Source organism: Streptomyces sp. NPDC006487 (assembly GCF_042870555.1).
Lineage (GTDB): Bacteria > Actinomycetota > Actinomycetes > Streptomycetales > Streptomycetaceae > Streptomyces.
The window spans coordinates 166342-185445 of the sequence record NZ_JBIAHN010000001.1; the positions used below are offsets into that span (position 1 = coordinate 166342).

A 19104-nucleotide genomic window follows, 5' to 3' on the forward strand; every position below is an offset into this window, starting at 1 on the left:
GCAACGATACCGGCACGGTATCGGCAGCGCGGAACGGGTCTTGGACGACCGCGGTGCCCGGGCGGTGGAATCGGAGCACGACCGGCGCACCGAAGCCCGCACCGCGCAAGGCCCTCTCCCGCAACCGGCAACCAAGGATGGAAAACGTGAACATCGCCTACTGGATCGCTGCCGGCCTGCTCGCTCTCTTCTCCCTCTACGCGGGCGGGGTGAAGGTGGTCCGCAGCCGTGAGCAGCTCCGGCCGATGATGGCGTGGGTGGACAGCACCCCGATGCCGGCCGTCAGGGCCATCGGGACGATCGAAGTGCTCGGTGCCGCCGGGCTGATCCTTCCGCCGCTGACCGGCATCGCGCCCTGGGCGGCCCCGGCCGCGGCCCTCGGTTTCGTGGTCCTGCAGATCGGCGCGACCGGGGTCCATCTGATGCGGGGAGAACGCCAGGTTGCCCTCAACCTCGCGGTCCTCCTCACCGCCACCGTCACGGCCTGGCTGGCCACGACCTGGCTGTGACCCCGGCCGGCCGTGATACGTGACACCGTGGTGCGCATGTCATCGCTCTCTCTGCGCGTCACCGGCCACGATCTGCCGGGTCGCGAATGCGGCGGATACCGGGACGTCCACGTCGCCGTGCAGCGCGGGCGCGAGCCCGAAGGCCCCGTTCCCGGGGACGCAGCCCGGGCGGTCTGGGAGTTCACCGTCGAGGCGGTCGCCACACCGGAAGGTGCCCGGGACTTCCGGGGGCCTCACGTACACGGGCGACGCGGGGCCCGGTTCCTGTATCTGACGTGGGGAGAGCTGCCGCCCGGCGGAGCGTTCACGATGTTCCGCCGCGCCAAGCTGATGCTCGGAGACCTCCCCGCGCTCGCCGTCGAACGGGGTGCGGCCGAAGCGGAACTCCGGCTGACGGATCCCTGCGGGATGCCCGTGTGCGCCACCATTCGCCCGCCGGGCATCGCCTGGAGCTGATCTGAGCTGAGGCGGCCCGGCCGCGTGCGTGCGTCAGGGTTTCGGGCCCCGGGGGACGGCGAAATCGGCCAGCCGGGCCGAGCCCGGTGCGAGTTCCCGCCAGGGACCGGGGCAGGCGAGCACCGCGATCGCAGACGTCGGGAACTTCTCCGACAGACGCGCGATCGCTTCGGCCTCCGCGGCGTCCGCGGCGTCCACGGCCTCCCGGGCGAGGCTCAGGGCCAGATCCTCCAGGCCCGGGTTGTGACCGACGAGCAGCAGCGTCCTGACCTCCTCCGGCGCTTCCGACACCACCTCCAGCAGTTCCTCCGGCTCGGCGGCGTAGACCCGGTCGTCGAAGCGCACCGGTACCGCCGCGCCGAGCTGCGCGGCTGCCAGCGCCCAGGTCTCGCGGGTCCGCCGGGCGGTGGAACAGATGACCAGCGAGGGCACGCAGCCGGCGTCGCGCAGCCAGAGACCTGCCGCGGGCGCATCCCGGAGCCCCCGCGGACCGAGCGGCCGCTCATGGTCCGCGACATCGGGCCAGGCGGACTTGGCGTGGCGCAGCAGCACCAGGCGGGCGGCGGATTCCGCGCTCATGATCTCGGCCTCATGGCCCCAGCCTCGCACGTTCCCGATGCCCGATGCCCTTCTATACGCTGGTCCGATGGCCGACACGGGTGAGCGCAGTTCCGGTGGGAGCGTCCCGGAAGGGACCGGTGAGGTGAGCCTCCAGGCTTTCGCCGTGCAGTTGAGGCGGTTGAACGGAGAGACCAACCGCCTGGTCCACGGCTTCGCGCACGACCAGGGCCTGCATCCCACGGACGTCCATGCCCTGTCCGTCATCCTGGACAGTGCCGAACCCCTCACTCCCGGCGGTCTTCGCGAGCACCTCGGCCTCACCTCGGGCGCCGTCACGGCCTGCCTGGACCGGCTGGAGCGCGCCGGACACGTCACGCGCTCGAGGGAGAGCGAGGACCGCCGCGTCGTGCACGTCCGCTATGCGCAGGGTGCCAGGGCGGCGGCACGCTCGTCCTTCATGCCCCTGGCCGCCGCCACGGACCGCGCCCGGCAGCGCTTCAGCGACGAGGAGCTCGCGATCGCCCTGAGGTTCCTCGGCGCGGTCAACGAGGAACTCGGCGACCTTCGCGCCCCGCGGCGCTGAATCCGAGTCCGCCGCATCCAGACGCGCCGTTCGCGGAGAAGTAGGAGGTGTGCGAACGCGCATGGGCTAATTTATTTCAATCATTGAGATTCTTGATCAGTGAATTGGATCGGATCCACAGGAGCGTCATGTCCGCAGGCTCATCACGGCTCACCCGATGGCTGGTCCCCGTCGTCCTGGTCGTCACCTGGCTGCTCGTCGGAGGCGGTCTCGGCCCGTACGCCGGGAAACTCGGCGAGGTGGCCACCAACGACCAGGCCGCCTTCCTGCCCACGACCGCCGAGTCCACCCGGGTCGTCGAGGAGCAGAAGGCCTTCCGGCAGAGCGAGAGCCTTCCCGCGGTCATCGTGTGGACCGGGAAGACCGCGGGCGGCAAGCTCGCAAGCCGTCAGCAGGAGGAGGCCACCCGGGCCCTGGCCGGTTTCAACGGCACCGACCTGGTGGCCGGACCGTCCACTCCCGCGGTCCTCTCGGACGACGGCGAGGCCCTGCAGGGCGTCGTCCAGCTGAAGCCCGACCTCGGGGAGATGCTGCCCGGGGCCCTGCGGGAGGTCGCGGACGCCGCAGCCCACGTCCCCGGTACCACCGTGCGGATCGCCGGACCGGCGGCCACCCAGGCCGACCTCGCCGACGCGTTCGCCGGGATCGACGGGCTGCTGCTCGCCGTCGCCCTCGTCGCCGTCCTGCTGATCCTGCTCCTGGTCTACCGCAGCGTGCTGCTGCCCTTCGTGATCATCATCGGTGCGGTCTTCTCCCTCGGCCTCGCCTGCGCGATCGTCTACGCCCTCGCCGACCGCGGTGTCGTCCGCGTCGACGGACAGGTGCAGGGGATCCTTTCGATCCTCGTGATCGGCGCGGCCACCGACTACGCCCTCCTGTTCACGGCGCGCTTCCGCGAGGAGCTCCGGAAGCACGAGGACCGCTTCACGGCCGCGCGTGCGGCCCTGCGCCGGTCGGCCGGACCCATCACGGCGAGCGCCGCCACCGTCGCCCTCGGACTGCTGGCCCTGCTGCTGAGCGATCTCACCAACAACCGCGCACTGGGCCCCGTCGGAGCCGTCGGCATCCTCTGCGCACTCCTGAGCACGCTCACCTTCCTGCCGGCCGTCCTGCTCCTCCTCGGCCGCACGGCCTACTGGCCCGCCCGCATCCGACACGCGGGAGAGGAGGGCGCCGGCCGCGGGATCTGGGAAACCATCGCCAAGACCGTCGACCGCGGGCCGCGAAAAGTCTGGGCCGTCAGCCTGGCCGCACTCCTGGCGTGCGCCGCGTTCGCGCCGACCCTCGACGCCAAGGGGGTACCCCTGGACGAGATCTTCGTGAACGACGCCCCGTCCGTTGCCGCCCAGCAGACCCTGAGCAGGCACTTCCCCGGAGGGTCCGGGAACCCCGCGGTCGTCATCGCCAACGAGAAGCAGCTCGCCCAGGTGGTGCAAGCCGCCCTTCGCGTCGGCGGAGTCGCCGGCGTGACCCCGGTGGGCGCGGCCGGACCGGCGGACAGGACCCCGCTCGTGGCGGGCGGCAGAGTCCGCGTCGACGCCACCCTCGAAGCCCCCGCCGACAGCGGCGCCGCGCAGCAGGCCGTCGTCCGGCTGCGGGAGGCCGTCCACGCGGTCCCGGGCGCCGACGCCCTGGTCGGCGGCTACACCGCGCAGCGGTACGACACCCAGCGAACGGCCGAGCACGACCGCACCCTCATCATCCCGGTCGTCCTCGTCATCATCCTGGCCATCCTCATCGCCCTGCTGCGGTCGCTCCTGATGCCCCTGCTGCTGGTGGCCACGGTCGCCCTCAGCTTCGTGGCGACACTGGGGGTTTCCGCGATCGTGTTCCAACAACTGCTGGGATTCAGCGGAACCGACTCCTCCGTACCCCTCTACGGATTCGTCTTCCTGGTCGCCCTCGGCGTCGACTACAACATCTTCCTGATGTCCCGCGTACGCGAGGAATCCTTGCTGCACGGCACCCGCCAGGGAGTGCTGCGCGGCCTCGTCGCCACCGGCGGCGTGATCACCTCCGCGGGCGTCGTCCTCGCCGCCACGTTCGCGGCGCTCGGCGTCATCCCGCTGGCCTTCATGCTGCAGATCGCCTTCATCGTCGCCTTCGGAGTCCTCCTCGACACCCTCGTCGTGCGCTCCCTCCTTGTTCCGGCCCTCGTCCGGGACATCGGCCCGGCGGCCTGGTGGCCCGGCCGCCTCAGTCGCCGCCAGGAAGAGGCCCCGCCCGTACCCGGCGCCTGACGTACCCGGACCCGCGCCCGGTGCGCGTACCGGGCGGCCCGGCGGAGGATCGGCCGTTCGGCCGAGGCCCGCGGTGCGGGGATTGCGGCAACCTGGGCGGTCAGCCTCGGATCGGGACGGACACAGTGGCACGGCACACGCAAGCACGCGGCGGGCAGGACTCTCCCCGCTCCGCCGCGGCCCTGCGCGTGGCCGGGTGGGCGATGCCGGTCCTCGCCTTCGCGCTCGGAGTCCGGGGCAACACGGGCCCGTCCCCGTGGACGGACGAGATCGTCACCATGGACGTGGCGCGTCGGTCGTGGCCGGAGCTGTTCGCGCTGCTCGGCCGGGTCGACGCCGTACACGGTCTGCACTACGCACTGATGCACCTGGTGGGGCAGGTCGCCTCGGTGAACGAGTTCACGATGCGGGTCCCGTCCGCGGCGGCCGTCGCCGTCGCCGTGGCCGGGACGGTGTGGCTGGGCCGGTCGCTCGGCGGGGCCCGACTCGGCGCGTGCGCGGGACTGGCCCTCGCGGTGGCGCCGACGGCGTCCAGGTACGCGCAGGAAGGGCGCTCGTTCGCCTTCGTCATGGCGGCGGCCGTCCTGGCCACCGGAGCCCTGGCCAAGGTCCTGACCGGCGACCGCCGGCGACGGTGGCCGATCACGTACGCGGTACTCGTCGCGGTGTTGGGCTGGTTCAACATCATGGGGCTGCTCCTGCTCGCGGCCCACGCGATCACCGTCGCCTGGATCCGTCCCGGGCGCGGCACGACGCTCCGCCTGGCCGTCGCCCAGGCAGCGGGCATCACTGCCACGGCGCCGCTCCTCTTCCTGGCCCTGACCCAGCGCTCCGCCGTAGGGACGTCCGCCCCGGTCACCGCCGGCACCCCGTTGGCCCTCTGGTCCTGGCTCCTGTATCCCGGCCAGGACACCCTCCTGACCTCGTTCAAGCTGCTGCTCATCGGCTCGACGCTGATCGCCCTGGGAGCTCTCGCCGTACGGCGGCGCACCAGCCCGCCCCTGATCCGTGCCGTGGGCGTCCCATGGCTGGTCGTACCCCCGGCGCTCCTCGCCCTGGCCACCCTGGCCCAGCCCGTGTTCGCCTACCGCTACCTGGTCTTCTGCCTGCCCGCGCCGGCCCTGCTGATCGCCGCCGGAGTCCTCGCACTGCCCTGGTGGTCCCGTGTCGCGCTGGTCCTGGCCGTGTCCGCGCCCCTGGCCTTCTGCCACCGCGCGATCCGGCTGGAGCAGAGCCGTTCCTGGGACACCCTGGCCGTCGTCAGGATCCTGCGCGTCCACGGCGCACCCGGTGACGCCGTCCTGTTCACCGGTGCCCGCTGCGGCCTGATCTCCACCGCGTTTCAGGAGGCGTTCGCCCGGCGCACCGACCTGGGCCGCTCCGGCACGGCCGCCGCGGCCGATGCGCTCGACAATCCGCCCGCCGACCCGGCCACCCTGGCCCACCGCCTGGAAGGCGCGCCCCGCGTGTGGCACGTGATGTGCACCCATCTCTCCGCCGCGGCCCGGACGGCCGCCGAGGAGACCGCCGCCGCCCAGGAACGGGCCATGCGGGCCGCCGGCCTGCACCCGGGTCGCCACTTCAGCATCCGCGGCATCGAGATCACCCTCGAAACCCGGTCCGAAGAGAAGTACGCCACCACGCCGAAGGCCGCCGTCGCGGACGTCCCCTGAGGGCCGGGCGGGCACGGCCGCGGTGCCGGGGAGGGGCAGGTCTTGCTCAGACCACGGAGAGCAGGTCCACCACGAAGACGAGGGTGGAACCCGCCGGGATCAACGGGGAGGGGGACTGGTTGCCGTAGCCGAGGCGCGGGGGAACGACGATCTCGCGCCGGCCGCCGACCTTCATCCCCCGGAGTCCCCGGTCCCAGCCCTTGATGACCCGCCCGCCACCCACGGCGAACTTGAACGGTTCGCCCCGGTCCCAGGAGGCGTCGAACTCCTTGCCGGACTCGAAGGTGACCCCGACGTAGTGGACCCGTACGACCCTGCCCGGCTTCGCCTCGGCCCCGTCCCCGAGGACGAGGTCCCGGATCGTCAGCTCCTGGGGAGCGTCACCCTCCGGACGTTCGATCTCGGGCTTCGTCAGTTCACTCATCGCAGCCTCATCGCTCTCCGCCGGAATCCCTCGTACGGGCCGGCCGGGCGCATGGTCACTCCATGCCGTAGATGATCACGCTACCCAGAACGCCGATCGACCGAAGTACATCAAACCCCACGGGGTCCTAGCGCGTGGCGAGCCGCTCCAGCAGGGCGGCGCTGCGTGCCAGCACCGACCGCTCCTCGTCGTCGAGTTCGGCTTCGATGGCCTGCGCGAGCCAGCCGGCCCTGCGGCCGCGCTCCGCTTCGAGCGCCGCCCGGCCCGCGTCCGACAGCTCGACCAGCGACTTCCGGCCGTCCGTGGGGTGCGCCCGGCGCGTGATCAGGTTCTGTTCCATGAGGAGCCCCACGGCGCGGGCCATCGACTGGGGGCGGACGCGCTGATCGGCGGCGAGGTCGCTGGTGGTCATGGCGCCGTCGCGGTCGAGGGTGCCGAGCACGGCGACCTGGCCCAGCGGGATGCGGTCCTCGTGCTTGATGCGCCGGGTCAGCTTGCCCATCGCGGTGCGCAGTTCTGCGGCGATGGCGGCGGCTTCCGAGGTGGGCATAGGGCACTTTACCCCGCTGTGCAGCATTGCTGTGCACCTGACCTGCACAGCAATGCTGCACAGCAAAACTGAACAGCATTGCTGTAGGGTTTGAGTCGTCGGGCCCAGCGCCAGCGCTGTCGCAGCCGGGGCCACGGCACACGAGAACGGGGAGGAACCACCATGTCCGCACAGGCAGCCGGACCCACCGAAGTCACCGACGCCACCATCGAGAGCGTGACCGCCCGCCGGATCATCGACAGCCGGGGCAACCCCACGGTCGAGGTCGACGTCGTCCTGACGGACGGGTCCCTGGGGCGGGCGGCCGTCCCCTCGGGCGCCTCCACCGGCGCCCGGGAAGCCGTGGAGCTGCGCGACGGGGACTCGACGCGCTGGCACGGCAAGGGCGTCGACCGCGCGGTGGCCCACGTCAACGGGGAGATCGCGGCGACCGTACGCGGCCGGGACGCCGCGGACCAGGCGGGTCTCGACGCCGCCCTCGTCGCCCTCGACGGCACGGCGACGAAGTCCCGGCTCGGCGCCAACGCGATCCTCGGCGTCTCCCTCGCCACCGCGAAGGCCGCCGCAGCGGCCCACCGCCTGCCCCTCTACCGCCACCTCGGCGGCGCCGGTGCCCACCTCCTGCCGCTGCCGATGATGAACATCGTCAACGGCGGGGCCCACGCGGACAATCCGCTGGACTTCCAGGAGTTCATGATCGCGCCCGTCGGCGCGGACACCTTCGCCGAAGCCGTGCGCATGGGCAGCGAGGTCTTCCACACCCTGCGCCGCGACCTGCTGGCCGCCGGCCACTCCACGGGCGTCGGCGACGAGGGCGGCTTCGCGCCCGCGCTGCGTACCGCCGAAGAGGCGCTCGACTTCGTGATGGCCGCCATCGAGCGCACCGGCTACCGCCCCGGCACGGACATCGGGCTGATCATGGACCCGGCGTCCTCGGAGTTCTTCCGCGACGGGGTCTACGACTACGCGGGCGAGGGAGTGCGCCGCACCCCCTCCGAGAACGTCGACTACCTGGTCAAGCTCATCGACTCCTACCCGGTCATCTCCATCGAGGACCCGATGGCGGAGAACGACTGGGACGGCTGGCGCGAGCTCACCGCCCGCGTCGGCGACCGCTGCCAGCTCACCGGCGACGACCTGTTCTGCACCAGTGAGACCTTGCTGCGCGAGGGCATCCGTACCGGAGCCGGCAACTCGATCCTGATCAAGGTCAACCAGATCGGCACCCTGACCGAGGCACTGGCCGCAGTTGCCACGGCCCACCAGGCGGGCTGGACGGCCGTCATGTCGCACCGCTCGGGCGAGACGGAGGACACCACCATCGCGGATCTGGCCGTGGCGACCGGCTGCGGTCAGATCAAGACCGGCTCGCTGTCCCGGTCCGACCGCACGGCGAAGTACAACCAGCTGATCCGGATCGAAGAGGAGCTGGGCTCCTCGGCACGCTACGCGGGCCGCTCCGCACTCCGCCGGGCATGAGGCTGCCGGCGGGGCCCGTCGGGCAACTGCTCGCTGAAGCCGCCGATTCGGCGTCGCACACCGTCCGCCACGGCCTCGACCAGCCAGGACGGGAAAAGGCCCCGGCCGTCCTGCCCGGCTCCTGTCGATTCGGCTCCTACGGCTCGATCAGGCCCACCCGGATCGCATAGCGGGTCAGCTCCACGCGGTCTCGCATCCCCAGCTTCTGGAGCAGGTTCGACCGGTGGCGTTCCACCGTCTTCGCGCTGATCACCAGCAGCTCACCGATCTCCTTGGACGAGTGGCCTTCGGCCACGAGCTTGAGGATCTCCTCCTCGCGCTCGGTGATCGCCCGGGCCGGCAGCGGATCCCGCTGGCGGGCGCCGTCCAGGTAGTTGCGGATCAAGGTGGTCTCGGCGCCCGGGTAGATGAACGGCTCGTCCCGGATCGCCGCGCGGCAGGCCTCGACCAGGTCGCGGTCGGCGACGTACTTGGGGACGTAGCCGGCGGCTCCGGCCTTCAAGGCCTCGAAGAAGTACTGCTCGTTGTCGTACATCGTGAGGATGAGGATCCTCAGCTCCGGCCGCAGTCGGGAGAGCTCCCGGGCGGCCTGGAGGCCGGTCATGCGGGGCATCGAGACGTCCAGAACGGCGAGGTCGACGTCCTGGGTACGGGCCAGGGCGACGGCTTCGGCTCCGTCTCCGGCCTCGGCGACCACCGTCAGGTCCGGCTCGGAGTCGAGGATGAGCCGTACGCCCCGCCGGACGAGGGCGTGGTCGTCGGCGAGCAGGACGCGGGTCGGGGCGGCCGGTCGTCGCGGTGCGGTCATCGGCGGCTTTCCCCGGTCCTGTCCGTGGGGACGTCCAGTCGTACGTCGGTTCCGCCGTGCGGGCCGCCTCCGATGGCGAGATCGGCGCCGATCAGCAGGGCGCGTTCACGCATGCCCTGAACCCCGGCACCCTCGGCCGCCAGGCCGATGCCCGCGCCGTCGTCCCGCACGAGGAGTCGTACGGCTCCCGCGGGCCGGTCGCAGAGGTGCACTTCGACGTTGCTCGCGCCCGCGTGGCGAGCCGCGTTGGTCAGGGCTTCCTGGGCGACCCGGTAGACGACCAGTTCCGTGGCCTCGTCCAGCTCGGGCAATCCCGGCGCGATGAAGTGCCGTACGGAGAGCGACACGGTGCCGAACTCCGTCGTGAGCGCCCGCAGCGCGCTGTGCAGGCCCAGTTCTTCCAGCACGCCCGGGCGCAAGCGCCGGGCGATGCGGCGGATTTCGTCCAGGCTGGTGCGGGTGGTCTCCTGCACCTGGCGCAGTTCCTCGCGCAGAGGGGCCGGGGTCCGGTCGGCGGCGTGCTTGAGCTGGAGCAGGACGGCCGTGAGGGTCTGGCCGACCTCGTCGTGCAGCTCCTGGGCGATGCGGCGCCGTTCGGCCTCCTGCGCGGAGAGGGCCCGGGCACTGCTGCTCGCGCGCTCGGCCTCCAGCCGGCCCAGCATCGCGTTGAACGAGGTGGTCAGCTCGGCGACCTCACCGGGACCCTCCACACGGGTCCGGCCACCGGGACGCAGCAGGTCGACCGAGCTCATGGCCCGGGTCAGCCGGCCGAGGGGTGCGAGGCCGACGCGGAGCAGAACGGCGTTCGCGATCAGCATGGCCGCCAACCCCCCGAGCAGGACGACGGCTTCTCCGAACAGGACCGGGGTGGAGACGGTGACCGGGCCCAGCAGCAGCGACACGGCCGCGACGAGAACGGCGGCGTTCAGCAGGAAGATCCGCCAGTACAGCGACATGTCCGCCTCTCCCTCGTTGCCCGCCCGGTCGGCGCGCTCACCCCCGCTGGTTCGTCAGCACACGCACGCACCCACTGTGAGCTGCGGTGGGGCCGGTGACCCCTGCAGCCTGTCGTCTTGCCGGGCCTATGTCCATCCGTGCCGGCACCCATATTCCGACCGCTCGGAAAATGGCACGATGGGGCTGCCGAGCGGCCGTCTCCTGCCGGGACCAAGCCCACACCGCCGACGGCATCACGCGTACGGAACGAACACGAGGGGGGACAGCTGTGCCTGCTCCACGGATGAGCACCACACCACTGCCCGGCATCGGGGTCCAGTACGACCTCACCACCCGCGAGCGCCGCCACCTGTCCGTGGTCGCGCACCGCGACGGCACACGGACCGTGAACCTCTACCGGGCCGACGACCCCGACGCCTGCGCCCAGTCCCTGCACCTGACGGGTGCGGAGACGGCCTCGCTGATCGACGCGCTGATGCCCGCCCACCACAGCCCCAACGTCCTGCACACCACCGATCTCGGCCTGGTGGCCGAGCGGATCGAGCTGTCGGCCCACTCGTACTGGAACGGACGGGTGCTGGGCGAGACCCGGATGCGCACCGATACCGGCGTCTCGATCGTGGCGGTACTGCGCCGGGCGGAAGCCCGGCCCTCGCCCGCGCCGGACTTCCGCCTCGCGGGCGGGGACACCCTCATCGTGATCGGCACCCGCGAGGGCGTCGATGCCGCCGCCGCGATACTCGGGCGGGAGTGACGCCGGTGCACTCCGCTGTGTTCCTCATCGAGTTCGGCGCGATCATCCTCGGCCTGGGCCTGCTCGGCCGGGTCGCCGGACGCCTGAAGTTCTCCCCCATCCCCCTCTACCTCCTGGCCGGTCTGGCCTTCGGTACCGGCGGACTGCTGCCCATGGGGGCGAGCGAGGAGTTCGTCGCGATCGGCGCCGAGATCGGCGTGATCCTCCTCCTGCTCATGCTCGGCCTGGAGTACACGGCCACCGATCTGGTCTCCAACCTCAAGACCCAGTACCCGGCCGGGTTGGTCGACTTCGGCCTCAACGCGGTTCCCGGCGCGGCCGCCGCCCTGCTCATGGGCTGGAGCCCCGTCGCCGCCGTGGTCCTGGCCGGCGTCACATGGATCTCCTCCTCCGGAGTCATCGCCAAGGTCATGGGAGACCTGGGCCGGGTCGGCAACCGCGAGACTCCGGTCATCCTGTCCATCCTGGTCCTCGAAGACCTCGCGATGGCCGTCTACCTGCCGATCATCACCGCCCTCCTCGCCGGCGTGAGCCTCGCCGCGGGCAGTGCGACCCTGGCCATCGCCCTCGGCGTCGCCGGAGCGGTCCTGTTCATCGCGGTCCGCTACGGACGCCACATCTCCCGCTTCGTGTCCAGCGACGACCCCGAGAAGCTCCTCCTCGTGGTCCTCGGCCTGACCCTGCTCGTCGCGGGCATCGCCCAGCAGCTCCAGGTCTCCGCCGCCGTGGGCGCGTTCCTCGTGGGCATCGCCCTGTCCGGCGAGGTCGCCGAGGGCACCCACACCCTGCTCAGCCCGCTCCGGGACCTCTTCGCCGCCGTGTTCTTCGTCTTCTTCGGCCTGCACACCGACCCCGCGAGCATCCCGCCCGTCCTGCTGCCCGCACTGGCCCTGGCGGTCATCACCGCCGGCACGAAGATCGCAACCGGGTACTGGGCCGCGAAGCGGGCCGGCATCGGGGTCAAGGGGCGCTGGCGGGCCGGGGGCACGCTCGTGGCCCGCGGGGAGTTCTCCATCGTCATCGCCGGTCTCGCCGTCACCTCCGGCATCGAGCCCGCGATGGGCCCGCTCGCCACCGCATACGTGCTGATACTCGTGGTGATCGGCCCGCTGACCGCCCGCTTCACCGAACCCGTGGCCGCCTGGGTCGGCAGCTCCCGCACCCCTGCGGGAGCGGCCACCCCGGCCGCGGTGCCGTCCGGGCAGGGACCCTCGGAGGACCTTCAGGACCAGGCACAGGATCCCGCCGGCCGGGCGTGAGCGGGGACACGGGGGCGGTGGTCGGCGGCAGCCGTCTTCGCCGTCTCGCCGTGTTCTACGGGGCGCGGTGGACGCGGGCGAGGATGAGAACGGTGTCGTCGGTCGGCGGGGAGGGCAGCAGGTTCGCGAGGATGCGGTCCGCCATTTCTTCCAACGCCACTGATTTTCCGGCCAGTTCGATGCGCAGTGCCTCCAGGCCGGCGTCGATGTCCCGGCCGCGTGCCTCGATGAGGCCGTCGGTGTACAGGGCGAGGGTCGCGTTCGCGGGGAGTTCGATCTCGGTCGTCCGGAAGGGGAAGCCGCCGACGCCGAGGGGGACTCCCAGGACCTCGTCGATGGTCTCCACCGTGCCGTCCGGTCGGAGCACCAGGGGCGGGGGATGGCCGGCGCTGGCGATGCGGGCGCGGCCGGTCTTCGGGTCGTAGACGATGTGCAGGCACGTCGCCAGCTCGATGCCGGCTTCCTGGGCACACGCGTCGAGCTCGGCGAGCAGCTCGGCGGGCTCGCTGTCGTGCCTGGCCAGGGCCTTGGTGGTGATGCGGAGGCGGCCCATGGCCGCGGCGGCCGACACCCCGTGCCCCATCACGTCGCCCACCACGAGGACGACCCGGCCGTCGGGCAGGTTGATCACGTCGTACCAGTCGCCGCCGACCTCGGTGATCCGGCTGCCGGGCACGTACCGGTGGGCCACGTCCACGTACGGGCTTGTCGCCAACGCGCTGGGCAGCAGGGCTCGCTGCAGTGTGAGGGCGATGTCCTGGACACGGCTGTACAGACGGGCGTTGTCCAGGCAGATCGCGGCACGTGAGGCGAGCTCACCCGCCAGGCTGACGTCGTCCCGGGTGAAGGCCGGCCGGTCCCCGGACCGGCCGAACATGGCGATCCCCTGGACGGTGCCCCGGGCGATGAGCGGGGCGACGAGGACGCAGGCCAACCCGCTCTCGGCGAAGAGCCGCGCGCGTGACTCGATGAGGACGGTCCGGGCCAGGAACTCCTCGTTCACCACGGCCGAGATCGCACGACCGGTTCGCAGCATGTCGTGGATGACGGAGCCGGGCGGATACCGCACCGTCTCCACGCCGCTCACGAGTTCGGTGGCCGGAGGGGGCAGGATCGTCCCGGAGGCGATCCGGCGGGTGACCAGCAACCTCGCCGGGTCGAAGACCTCGTCCTCGTCCATCCACTCCACGACCTCGACCACGGCGCCGTCGCAGAAGTCCGGCATCGACGCGTCGACCAGCTCCTGGGCCGTGATGTTCACGTCCAGGGTGGTCCCGATGCGCGTGGAGGCCCCGTCCAGCAGAGCCAGTCGCCGACGGCTGGCGGTGGCTTCCAGGATGGCCTGCTCCCGGTCCGTCACGTCCACCATCAGTCCGCCCACCCCGGGGCGCGAGCCGACCGCCTGACTCAGGGGGAAGAAACTCACCGACCGCACCTGGTCACGGTCCGGATGTCCGCGCGGGCGCAGACCCACCAGCGTCCCCACCACCGGCGCTCCGCCCAGCGCGACGGCCCGGAGCATGCGCAGGTACTCGCCGCCATCGGACATGATCATGAATTCGTCCATGTGCCGCCCGAGGTGCGCCTCGATCGGAAGGCCGTCCATGTCGGCGAGCGCCTGGTTGAGGTGGACGTACCGCAGGTCCGGGTCGAGCATGACCAGACCGATGGGGCAGGTCTCGAAGAGCGCGTCGAGGAAGGCGAGGTTGGTCTTGACCCGGTCGAGCTCACCGCTGCGGCTCGCCAGGACCATCACCACCGAACGTCCTCCGGTTCCGGTCACGGAGAAGGCCCGGAAACCGCACTCGAAGACCGTGGCGTCACGATGCCGTGCCGGCAGCCGGCCCCGCCAGTACCCGAGGGTCCGGCCCCGCTCCGTCAGCCGGGTACAGGAATCGGATCCGCTCCGGGCCCCGTCGGCGAAGAGAACGGCGCCGGGCCCGGACAGGACCTCGGTGGAGTCGTACCCGAAGAGGTCCCGTGCGCCGGGCCCCCAGTAACAGACGAGGTCGCCGTCATCGATGCCGAAGACGGCCACGGGCACGTGCTCCAGCAGCGTCCCCGGCTCGGACCAGAACGGGCCGTGAGCCTTCTCGCCCCCCGGCAGAGCCGATGGCACGAGACGTCCCCTTCCACCCGCCGTTCCATCCATTATGCGGGCCCCACCGGCGGTGCGCGGCGGGAAGCGCGCCGCGCCGCGGGGCAGGGGAACGCAGCGGGCCGGGACCCGTGGCTCGGCCACCGGTCCCGGCCCGCAAGGGGTGCCGGCCCGCAAGGGGTCCCGGCCCGCAAGGGGTGCCGGCCCGCAACGGGTGCCGGCCGGTTGCACCGGGCCGGTTACATCGGGTCGGGGAAGATGTCGCTGATGCTCCAGGCAACGCTGAAGCAGGGGAAGTAAGAGGCCTCCGGCTCGGTGTCCAATTCCTGGAGCGCGAGGATCTGGCTCATGGATGTCCTCCACTTTCTTCTCGGGGTCGTGTCGGTTGGCAACTGCATACCTCGGCACGGGGCTGCTCGCCGCCGTGCCCAGGGGTTCATGGGGCGCCCGCCCGGCGCGATCCGGCGGCTGCCGGGATCCCGGGACGTGCGCGGTGGGGGTCCGTCAGGAGCGGGCCGGTCAGCAGGCGGTGGAGGGCCAGCAGGACGCCGGCCCCGCCGCCGGACAGGTCGGCGGTGAACCGCTGCGAACCCGCTCCGAGGAAACGGACACCGCGCCGGTACGGGACGGCGTACTTCAGCAAGCCGGTCGCGGCGCGGACGGCGTCCCCGCGGGCGGTGTTCCCGCGGTCGGCGTTCGAGCCGGCGGTGTCCGCGCCGGCGTGCTCGGCGTGCTCGGTCAGGAACCAGGTCAGTCCGGCCAGCCCCCGGTACAGGCCCGCCTCCTTCGTGGCGCAGGAGACCCGGATGCCGGCGACCAGCCTCGGCAGCGCCGCGGCGCAGCGCTCGTCCGGCGCGGTGGCCACGTAGCGGGTGAGCGCCGTCGCGACACCGGCCGCGCCCGTGGCCAGGTACGGCATGGCACGGGTGAGCCGCGCATGGTCGGATATGGACAGGGAGCCGTCGTCCAGCGGAAAGGTCCGGTCCAGCTCCTGGTGGAGCAGCAGGCGGCCCGCCTCCAGATAGCGGGCCTCGCCGGTGCCGCGGGCCAGGCGGTGGAGGAAGAGGGCGACCCCCGAGCGGCCGTGCAGCAGGCCGCGGGCGTCGTGCTCGCCGAGCGTGGCAGGCAGGTCGGGGGTCCGCAGCAGGCCCTCTCCTGCCGCGGCGGCCCGCTCCAGGTGGCTGCTCTCTCCGGTCAGCCGGTGCAGGGCGAGCCAGCCCAGGCCGACCCCGGCCCGCCCTCCGGCCAGCGTGCCGCAGGAGGCGGTGAGCGGGTGGTCGTCGGCGTCCCGGAGCAGGTCGGCCGCCTCGTCCAGCAGGCCGAGGCCGGCCAGTACCCGGCCGATGCCGGCCGAGCCGACGAGCAGTCCGGGGGGCAGCGCGTCGCGCTGCGCCAGCGTGTCGCGGCGGAGCCGCTCGCGGATCTCCTCCGGCACCGCGGCCCCGGCGCGGTGCAGGGCGTGCACCACCCCGGCCGTGCCGTACGCCAGGCACACGTTGTTGGTCCGGAAGGCTTCCGGCGAGGGCGGGAAGGCCCACTCCGGCCGGTCGGCGTCGGCCATCTCCAGCAGCCCCGCGGCCACCTCCCCGGCCAGCCGGGTGAGGCAGCCCCGCGGATCGGTGTCCAGCTCGGCGGGGGAGGGCAGGCGGTAGGGACCGTCCTGGGTCTGGTCCAGTGCCTGGGCCTGCGCCGGGGCCTGCGCCTGGGTCTGGTCCTGTGCCTGTGCCTGGTTCCCCGTCAGGTGGAAGGCGGTGGCCCGCTGCCACAGGTCCTGCGGCGGAGCCACGTCCGCGAGGTCACGGCGCAGCAGTGCGAGGTTGGCGGGCGCGTGTTCGGCGAGCTCGTTGAAGGGCGCCAGGAAGGCGAGCGCGACCGCCGCCATGCCGTAACGGTCCTGCAGTAGCGGATCGGCGCCGTCCCGGAGCACGCCGGGCGGCGGCGTGAATCCCGGGGTGCCCATCGCGGAGGGTGCCGCGGACAGCGCCGAGGCCGCCTCGAAGTCCACCAGCCGGATCCCGCCCGACGGCGTGACCATGATGTTGCCCAGGCTGAGGTCACCGAACCGGTACCCGGCGGAGTGCAGCCGCTCGAGCGCGGCGTCCAGCGCGGCCAGCAGGTGCCGGCAGGCCCCGTAGTACGAGGCGACGGACCCCGCCGTGCGGTCGGCGCGGGCCAGCGGGGAAGACCTGCTCAGCCAGCCCACCAGCGGCTGCCCGGCGACGTACTCGGTGACGAGGAAGTCGTGCTCCCACTCCGTGAAGTGGTCCAGCGGCTCCGGCCCCACCCCGGGGGCGGCCGCGTGCAGCTCGCGCAGCACGCGGTGCTCGTGTCGCAGCCGCTGCTGCGCGTCGGTCCCGTCGAAGACCAGGCCGTTGTGGGCGCGGGCCTCCTTGACGAAGACGGTGCGGCCGGTCCGCCGGTCCAGGGCCTGGTAGGTGCCGCCGGCGTTGCTCAGGCGCACCGCGCGGGTCACCTCGTAGTCACGGATCAGGATCGGGCCCGAGTGCGGCTGCTCCTCCTGCTCGACGAAGGGGTCCGCGATCCCCGAGGGCAGGTGGAAGGCGGGCAGCCGCAGGTCCGGGACCTCGCGGCCGGAGCCGTCGCGGACCAGCCCCTCCCGGGTGCCGTCGGCCAGCAGCCGGCCGCGGCCGCTGAAGGAGCCGTAGCGGTAGTGGACGGTCCGCGAATCGCGAAAGCGCCGGTCGGTGAGGACGTACGGACCCTCCTCCCCGTCGAGCGCGTCGCGCAGGCGTTCCAGCAGCCGGCGGGCGGTCGCCGTGTCCGGCGGGTAGACGGCGCAGAACTTGCCCGCCTGGGCCCGCCCCGCATGTTTGTGATGGAGGAACAGGAAGAAGAGCCGGGCGCTCAGATGCTTGAACGGCACGCCTTCGGAGAAACAGATCCGGGCGACGGTGTCGAGCACGTGCTGCGCCCGGTCCAGCCGCGCCGACACGTGGATCTTCCAGCCCTGCTCGGCGAACCCGCCCCGCGCACTGCCCCAGGCGGTCCAGATGCCCTGGTCGGCGCCGCGCAGGCCCGGCGGCACCTCGCTGGGAGCGAAGCGCGGCCCGGGGTCGGCCACGCTGGGCAGCGGCAGGTAGTACTCCCGGTCCGCGAGCGCTTCGCCGAAGCCTTCGAGCACGGAATCTCCTCGCGGGGTGGTGGTGGGCCGCCACAACGGTCTCGCGCGCCGGACGCCGGGACCGGCAGTTGTGGAGGCGGTTCAGCGGCGGCATGGGTCCGGTGTCGCCAGGTGGGGTCGGGGTCGAGGAGGGTGATGGCGGCCGGGCCGGGGCACGTCGAACTTTCGTCGTCGCCGGTCGAGCGGTGGTGGTGTGCCGGGCCCGTCGGTGGTGGAGGGGCCAAGGGCGTCCCAACCGGGCCGTGTTCGAGCCGGTGGCCGGCCGACTCGCACGGCGCCACCGCGACCGAGCCCCTCGTGGGGTATACGTCGTTGGGCTTGGCGGATGTCTGCGAAGGGATGGGTTGCCGTGGAGCGTACGACCTGCTGTGTGGTGGGAGGCGGGCCCGCCGGGATGGTGCTGGCCCTGCTGCTGGCGCGGGCCGGGGTGGAGGTCACCGTGCTGGAGAAACACGGCGACTTCCTCCGCGATTTCCGCGGCGACACCGTGCATCCGTCCACCCTGTCGCTACTGGACGACATCGGCCTCGCCGAGCGGTTCGCGCGACTGCCCCAGCGGCGCGTGACCTCCGTCCAGCTGCCCATCGGGCCGGACCGCTCCCTCGTCACGGTCGGGAACATCGGGGCGCTGCCCGGGAAGTACAACTACATCGCGATGGTGCCGCAGTGGGACCTGCTCGACCTGCTCGCCGACGAGGCGCGCAAGGAACCGTCCTTCCGGCTGCGCATGAACACCGAGGCGACGTCCTTCCTCATGGAACGCGGCCGGGTGGCGGGAGTGCGGTACCGCACCGCGGACGGCGCCACCGGCGAACTCCGGGCCACGCTGACCGTCGCCTGCGACGGCCGCGGATCCTTCGCCAGGATGCTGCCCGAGCTCGGCCTGGAGAACTTCCCGTGCCCGATGGACGCCTGGTGGTTCCGGATGCCGCGCCACGAGAGCGATCCCAGCGGGCTCGTGGGAGGCCTGGGCGAGCGGTTCTTCAGCGCACTCATCGACCGCGGCGACTACTGGCAGATCGCCGGGCTCATCCCCAAGGGAACCGATGCCGAGCTTCGCGCGGAAGGCCTGGAACGGTTCATGGACCGGTTCACGGGGGCCGTCCCCTGGCTGGCCGACCGGGCGCACTCGGTCACCTCATGGGACGAGGTCAAGCTGCTCGACGTACGGCTGGACCGGCTGCGCCGCTGGCACCGACCGGGGCTGCTGTGCATCGGCGACGCCGCCCATGCCATGTCGCCGGTCTTCGGCATCGGCATCAACCTCGCCGTCCAGGACGCGGTGGCCGCGGCCCGGCACCTCGTGGAACCGCTCCGGGCGAGGACCGTGGGGCTGCACGACGTGCGCCGCGTACAGCACCGCCGCATGCCCACGACGGTGGCGACACAGGGCCTGCAACGCCTGGCCCACGCCCGGGTCATCGAACCCCTGCTGGCCGGGCGCACCGCGTTCGGTCACCCGCAGGCGGCGCAGCGGCTGACCGAGCTCGTCACCGACTCGCGGTGGCTGAACCGGGTGCCGGCCTACTTCATCGCCTACGGGGCCCTGCGCGAGCGGCCGCCGGCGCAATCCCTCCGGGGCGGCTCCGTCGTGCGGGAGGCGCCGTGAGC

16 protein-coding genes are annotated in these 19104 nt (G+C 72.4%); 9 read left to right on the top strand and 7 right to left on the bottom strand.

What is annotated here, in order from left to right; genetic code table 11:
* The first annotated feature begins 146 nt into the window (after positions 1-146).
* Positions 147-509: a DoxX family protein gene (locus ACFYM0_RS00765; RefSeq protein ID WP_388495267.1), complete on the top strand. Its 363-nt coding sequence runs from the start codon at positions 147-149 to the stop codon at positions 507-509.
* A 36-nt stretch (positions 510-545) separates the two neighbouring features.
* Positions 546-965, top strand: a complete 420-nt coding sequence (locus ACFYM0_RS00770; protein WP_388495268.1) for a DUF5990 family protein — start codon at positions 546-548, stop codon at positions 963-965.
* A 33-nt stretch (positions 966-998) separates the two neighbouring features.
* Here ACFYM0_RS00770 and ACFYM0_RS00775 read toward each other — a convergent pair whose 3' ends face one another.
* A complete protein-coding gene (locus ACFYM0_RS00775; protein ID WP_388495269.1) occupies positions 999-1544 on the bottom strand; it encodes a SixA phosphatase family protein in 546 nt (181 codons plus the stop codon).
* Positions 1545-1611: 67 nt separating this feature from the next.
* Here ACFYM0_RS00775 and ACFYM0_RS00780 point away from each other — a divergent pair, with 67 nt between their 5' ends.
* From ACFYM0_RS00780 to ACFYM0_RS00790, 3 genes are all read left to right on the top strand, one after another.
* A complete protein-coding gene (locus ACFYM0_RS00780; protein ID WP_388495270.1) occupies positions 1612-2109 on the top strand; it encodes a MarR family winged helix-turn-helix transcriptional regulator in 498 nt (165 codons plus the stop codon).
* A gap of 128 nt (positions 2110-2237) precedes the next feature.
* The gene (locus ACFYM0_RS00785; protein WP_388495271.1) at positions 2238-4349 is read left to right on the top strand and encodes an MMPL family transporter; all 2112 of its coding nucleotides are present in this window, start codon (positions 2238-2240) and stop codon (positions 4347-4349) included.
* A gap of 125 nt (positions 4350-4474) precedes the next feature.
* Positions 4475-6022 carry a hypothetical protein gene (locus ACFYM0_RS00790; protein WP_388495272.1) on the top strand — a complete coding sequence of 516 codons (1548 nt, stop codon included), beginning with the start codon at positions 4475-4477 and terminating at the stop codon, positions 6020-6022.
* A 46-nt stretch (positions 6023-6068) separates the two neighbouring features.
* On the opposite strand, the gene ACFYM0_RS00795 is transcribed toward ACFYM0_RS00790, so the two are convergent.
* Positions 6069-6446, bottom strand: coding sequence for an FKBP-type peptidyl-prolyl cis-trans isomerase (locus ACFYM0_RS00795; protein WP_388495273.1), 378 nt, complete (start codon positions 6444-6446; stop codon positions 6069-6071).
* Positions 6447-6573: 127 nt separating this feature from the next.
* The gene (locus tag ACFYM0_RS00800) at positions 6574-6996 is read right to left on the bottom strand and encodes a MarR family winged helix-turn-helix transcriptional regulator (protein WP_388495274.1); all 423 of its coding nucleotides are present in this window, start codon (positions 6994-6996) and stop codon (positions 6574-6576) included.
* A 162-nt stretch (positions 6997-7158) separates the two neighbouring features.
* On the opposite strand from ACFYM0_RS00800, the gene eno reads away from it, so the two are divergent.
* Positions 7159-8475 carry a phosphopyruvate hydratase gene (gene eno / locus ACFYM0_RS00805; protein WP_388495275.1) on the top strand — a complete coding sequence of 439 codons (1317 nt, stop codon included), beginning with the start codon at positions 7159-7161 and terminating at the stop codon, positions 8473-8475.
* Positions 8476-8611: 136 nt separating this feature from the next.
* Here eno and ACFYM0_RS00810 read toward each other — a convergent pair whose 3' ends face one another.
* Entirely contained in the window at positions 8612-9283 is a 672-nt protein-coding gene (locus tag ACFYM0_RS00810) for a response regulator (RefSeq protein ID WP_388495276.1), read from the bottom strand.
* Complete coding sequence (locus tag ACFYM0_RS00815; protein WP_388495277.1) at positions 9280-10239, bottom strand: histidine kinase; 960 nt, start codon at positions 10237-10239, stop codon at positions 9280-9282. Before ACFYM0_RS00815 ends, ACFYM0_RS00810 begins: the two co-directional genes overlap by 4 nt.
* A 284-nt stretch (positions 10240-10523) precedes the next feature.
* Between ACFYM0_RS00815 and ACFYM0_RS00820 the strand changes: the two genes are divergently transcribed.
* Together ACFYM0_RS00820 and ACFYM0_RS00825 are read left to right on the top strand one after the other, a co-directional pair.
* Positions 10524-10994 carry a TrkA C-terminal domain-containing protein gene (locus ACFYM0_RS00820; RefSeq protein WP_327251501.1) on the top strand — a complete coding sequence of 157 codons (471 nt, stop codon included), beginning with the start codon at positions 10524-10526 and terminating at the stop codon, positions 10992-10994.
* Positions 10995-10999: 5 nt separating this feature from the next.
* Positions 11000-12253: a cation:proton antiporter gene (locus ACFYM0_RS00825; RefSeq protein ID WP_388495278.1), complete on the top strand. Its 1254-nt coding sequence runs from the start codon at positions 11000-11002 to the stop codon at positions 12251-12253.
* A gap of 55 nt (positions 12254-12308) precedes the next feature.
* On the opposite strand, the gene ACFYM0_RS00830 is transcribed toward ACFYM0_RS00825, so the two are convergent.
* Together ACFYM0_RS00830 and lanKC are read right to left on the bottom strand one after the other, a co-directional pair.
* On the bottom strand, positions 12309-14372 hold the full coding sequence (locus tag ACFYM0_RS00830) for a SpoIIE family protein phosphatase (protein ID WP_388495279.1): 2064 nt from the start codon (positions 14370-14372) through the stop codon (positions 12309-12311).
* 415 nt (positions 14373-14787) lie between these two features.
* Positions 14788-17493, bottom strand: coding sequence for a class III lanthionine synthetase LanKC (gene lanKC, locus ACFYM0_RS00835; RefSeq protein ID WP_388495280.1), 2706 nt, complete (start codon positions 17491-17493; stop codon positions 14788-14790).
* A gap of 349 nt (positions 17494-17842) precedes the next feature.
* On the opposite strand from lanKC, the gene ACFYM0_RS00840 reads away from it, so the two are divergent.
* Complete coding sequence (locus ACFYM0_RS00840; RefSeq protein WP_388495281.1) at positions 17843-19102, top strand: FAD-dependent oxidoreductase; 1260 nt, start codon at positions 17843-17845, stop codon at positions 19100-19102.
* Positions 19103-19104 lie beyond the last annotated feature (2 nt).

Coding starts and splice junctions, on each gene's coding strand:
- ACFYM0_RS00770 (WP_388495268.1), top strand. CDS start 546: ATGTCATCGCTCTCTCTGCGCGTCACCGGCCACGATCTGCCGGGTCGC.
- ACFYM0_RS00815 (WP_388495277.1), bottom strand. CDS start 10,239: ATGTCGCTGTACTGGCGGATCTTCCTGCTGAACGCCGCCGTTCTCGTC.
- ACFYM0_RS00810 (WP_388495276.1), bottom strand. CDS start 9,283: ATGACCGCACCGCGACGACCGGCCGCCCCGACCCGCGTCCTGCTCGCC.
- ACFYM0_RS00800 (WP_388495274.1), bottom strand. CDS start 6,996: ATGCCCACCTCGGAAGCCGCCGCCATCGCCGCAGAACTGCGCACCGCG.
- ACFYM0_RS00775 (WP_388495269.1), bottom strand. CDS start 1,544: ATGAGCGCGGAATCCGCCGCCCGCCTGGTGCTGCTGCGCCACGCCAAG.
- eno (WP_388495275.1), top strand. CDS start 7,159: ATGTCCGCACAGGCAGCCGGACCCACCGAAGTCACCGACGCCACCATC.
- ACFYM0_RS00785 (WP_388495271.1), top strand. CDS start 2,238: ATGTCCGCAGGCTCATCACGGCTCACCCGATGGCTGGTCCCCGTCGTC.
- ACFYM0_RS00820 (WP_327251501.1), top strand. CDS start 10,524: ATGAGCACCACACCACTGCCCGGCATCGGGGTCCAGTACGACCTCACC.
- ACFYM0_RS00780 (WP_388495270.1), top strand. CDS start 1,612: ATGGCCGACACGGGTGAGCGCAGTTCCGGTGGGAGCGTCCCGGAAGGG.
- ACFYM0_RS00795 (WP_388495273.1), bottom strand. CDS start 6,446: ATGAGTGAACTGACGAAGCCCGAGATCGAACGTCCGGAGGGTGACGCT.